Here is a 3,079-nt window from a genome sequence, read left to right as displayed (position 1 = left end):
GTGTCCACTAAACGAGGGTAACCTCACCCACCGGCCGTCTGCGCATGGTCCACCGCCACCTGCACGAGGGCATCCCGCAAGCCCATGTGGCCGCCGAGTTCCGCGTCAGCCGGCCCACGGTGGCGACCTGGGTGGCCCGCTACCGCGCCCAGGGCGAGGCAGGACTGCAAGACCGCTCGAGCCGGCCACACCGTTCACCTGCCCAGCTCGACCCGGCCCTGGTCACCCAGATCCTCACCCTGCGCCGGGAGTGCAAGTGGTCAGCCCGCCGGATCCATCACCACCTGGTCTCTGAAGGCCATCCAGTGTGCCTCCGAACGGTGGGGAGGTGGCTGCACCGGCTGGGCATCTCCCGGTTGCGAGACCTCGCGCCCACGGGTGAAAACCTGCGCCAACGACCGCAGAAGATCACCGCCCGGGCGCCGGGGCACATGGTGCACCTGGACGTGAAGAAAATCGGGCGCATCCCCGAGGGGAGAGGCTGGCGTGCCAACGGACGTGACAGCGAAGCCGGCCGTGCTTCCAAGCGCGGGTCTGGCCGGCGGGACGGCTACACCTACCTGCACTCAGCGATCGACGGGCACACCCGCCTGGCGTACACCGAGGCGTTGGAGGACGAGAAGGCGGTGACCACGATCGGATTCTTCTGCCGGGCGAGGGCGTTCTTCGCCGCCCACGGCATCACCGTGGACCGGGTGGTCACGGACAACGGGAGCAACTACCGGGCCGCGGAGTTCACTCAGAAGGTGGTCTCGCTCGGGGGCCGGCACCACCGGATCCGCCCGTACACCCCGCGCCATAACGGGAAAGTGGAGAGGTACAACCGGCTAATGGTCGATCAGGTCCTCTACGCCCGCCCATACACCTCAGAGAACCAGCGGCGTGAGGCGTTGGCGGTGTGGGTGAACCACTACAACTACCATCGGCCTCATACCACCTGCGGGGACGCCCCCCGACCTCGCTGGCCCCGGTACGTGTCAACAACGTCACGACCTCTTACAGCTAGCAGACGCAACCTCTTCACCGTTGTTTTCGTGCTACTCTTAAAAAATGAAAACTACTTTGCCTGCTGGTTTTGAAATTGCTGATGGTTCGGTTTATCCACGTAGCGGTGAAGTTACAGGACGCTTCACTTCGTAGAGAGCCACGGCATTACGTTTGAACTCTTCGGAGTACCTAGGCATGGCGGTAGATTACCTTTCTTCCCAACCCGACAGGGTTGGATATCAGGTGTCTACCCCACGGGGGTCAGATCCTTCTACGGTCAATCCTGCTTTCACAGCTTCCTCGGTCAGGATGAATTAGGGTAGCCTATCTTTGTCTGTGTGAGCGGCGTTGGTATGATCACGCCGTTCGAACCCACACCGGTCACCGCGAGAAAGGCACGCCTATGCAGCCGATGCCCACCCGTGATGTGGTCGTGACTCCTGACGGTAGACGCTTAGCATCGATCAGCCTCGGCGAGGGGCCGCGTTTGGTCGTGTGTGAGGCTGGCCTGGGGATGAGCGCACACTACTGGATTCCGGTCATGCGCCACCTTGCGCCCCACTGCCGCGTGGTCGCCTATAACCGGGCGGGCATCGGCGACAGCGATCCGGATCCAGCTACGCGGAAACTGCAACGACTCGCTAACGACCTGGCGTGTGTCGTTAAAGCTCAATCTTACGAGTCTGTCGTCCTCGTCGGACATAGCTGGGGCGGTCCCATCGTACGTACTGCACAGGGCATGTCGGCGGGCCGCATCGAGCGCGTCGCAGGACTTGTGCTCGTCGATCCAAGCGATGAACACCTCTTGGATAAGTTCCGCCCGCTGTCCTTGGCCCTGCAGCGCCTGAGTCTAGTGTCGCTTGCTCGGCTGCGGTTGCTTTCTGCGATGTACACCCCCATTCTCCGAGGGCTGCCGCCGGACGTGATGACACGAGTGCTTCAGGACTCTACGACCGTTTCAGCAGCACGTGCGGCCGCTGCCGAATTGCGATCGTTGCGTACTGGTCTCGCGCAGCTAGCAACCGACGATCAGCACTACGGCTCTCCCGTGACCGTGATCAGTGGCGCCCAAGCGATGGTCGGCGAGAGCGAAAAGATGCGTGCGGCAATCCGCAAGGCCCACCACTTATCTGCCGCTCGGACAGCAAGTGCCCAGCTCATCGTGGCACGTGATTCTGGTCACGCCATCCCGATTACGGAGCCGGAGGTGGTTGCTCGCGCGGCTCTCGCTCTCTTTGATCGGGACCACTTCGCAGCAGACCTCAACCGTTGAGCTCATCGCAACCTTGGCACGTCTATTACAGGAAGCACGAGCCGGCGTCCCTCATCGTCACATCGTGGCCACGGTGGACGCCACACTGGTATCCTCCGCTATCGTTCAGCCACCAGATATCCCGGGGCCAATGCCCCGAGGAAACATCTAATCTAACGGGCCTGGCCCACTCAAGGAGAGCTAATGAAGAAGGCAATTTGGCTTGCCGTGCTATACACCGCGGTGATGGGTGCAGGGAAGGCCTACGTCAAAAACGTCAAGGGCGTGGGGTACTCCGACCCTGGGTTCCTGGAACATTTTTCTGGATCCTGCTCGGGTTGGCGACGGCCACCGTACTTTACACCGTAGTGTTCCGTAACGACGCGACGATTCCTTTCAACCAGAATCGCCGTTGGGCAATGTACGCCGTCGTCATGGTTCCACTCATTGTATCGCTTCCACCGAATGCCCGGCCTCGCTCGCAGGCTCCCAGCATGCGGCCTACATGGCACGCGCCCAGTACTGGTACGACCGCATGAGCGGCACTAAGCCCGCCCCCCCACAGCACCGGCAAGGCCCACACCGCCCACGCCCAAGCCCTCCGCCAATATCGACGCCCTCGCCGACGCGGTAATCCGAGGCGAGTACGGCAACGGTGAGGAACGCAAGCGCCGACTGGGAGCTAACTACGCGGCCGTGCAAAAGCGCGTCAACGAGAAGCTCACCGGAGGAAACCCCACCAAGCCATCCGTCAACATCGATGCCCTGGCTGATGCGGTGATCCGTGGAGACTATGGCAACGGTGAGGAAGGGCCTGACCCCCGGAAAGTAGACACGTCG

General features: G+C 62.2%; 1 protein-coding gene and 2 pseudogenes. All 3 read left to right on the top strand.

The genetic code is table 11. From position 1 onward, the window contains the following. Positions 1–44 precede the first annotated feature (44 nt). Positions 45–1,006 (top strand): annotated as a pseudogene (locus tag HMPREF3009_RS12080) (IS481 family transposase). A gap of 384 nt (positions 1,007–1,390) precedes the next feature. Continuing rightward, positions 1,391–2,260 carry an alpha/beta fold hydrolase gene (locus HMPREF3009_RS12075; protein WP_070510583.1) on the top strand — a complete coding sequence of 290 codons (870 nt, stop codon included), beginning with the start codon at positions 1,391–1,393 and terminating at the stop codon, positions 2,258–2,260. Positions 2,261–2,848: 588 nt separating this feature from the next. Beyond that, positions 2,849–3,079 (top strand): annotated as a pseudogene (locus tag HMPREF3009_RS13865) (hypothetical protein); the annotation flags it as partial.

It is taken from the genome of Corynebacterium sp. HMSC034H07 (assembly GCF_001815175.1).
In the GTDB taxonomy this organism is placed as follows: domain Bacteria; phylum Actinomycetota; class Actinomycetes; order Mycobacteriales; family Mycobacteriaceae; genus Corynebacterium; species Corynebacterium hiratae.
The sequence above is the reverse complement of the archived record's forward strand: the minus strand, read 5'-3'. Positions and strand labels throughout refer to the sequence as shown.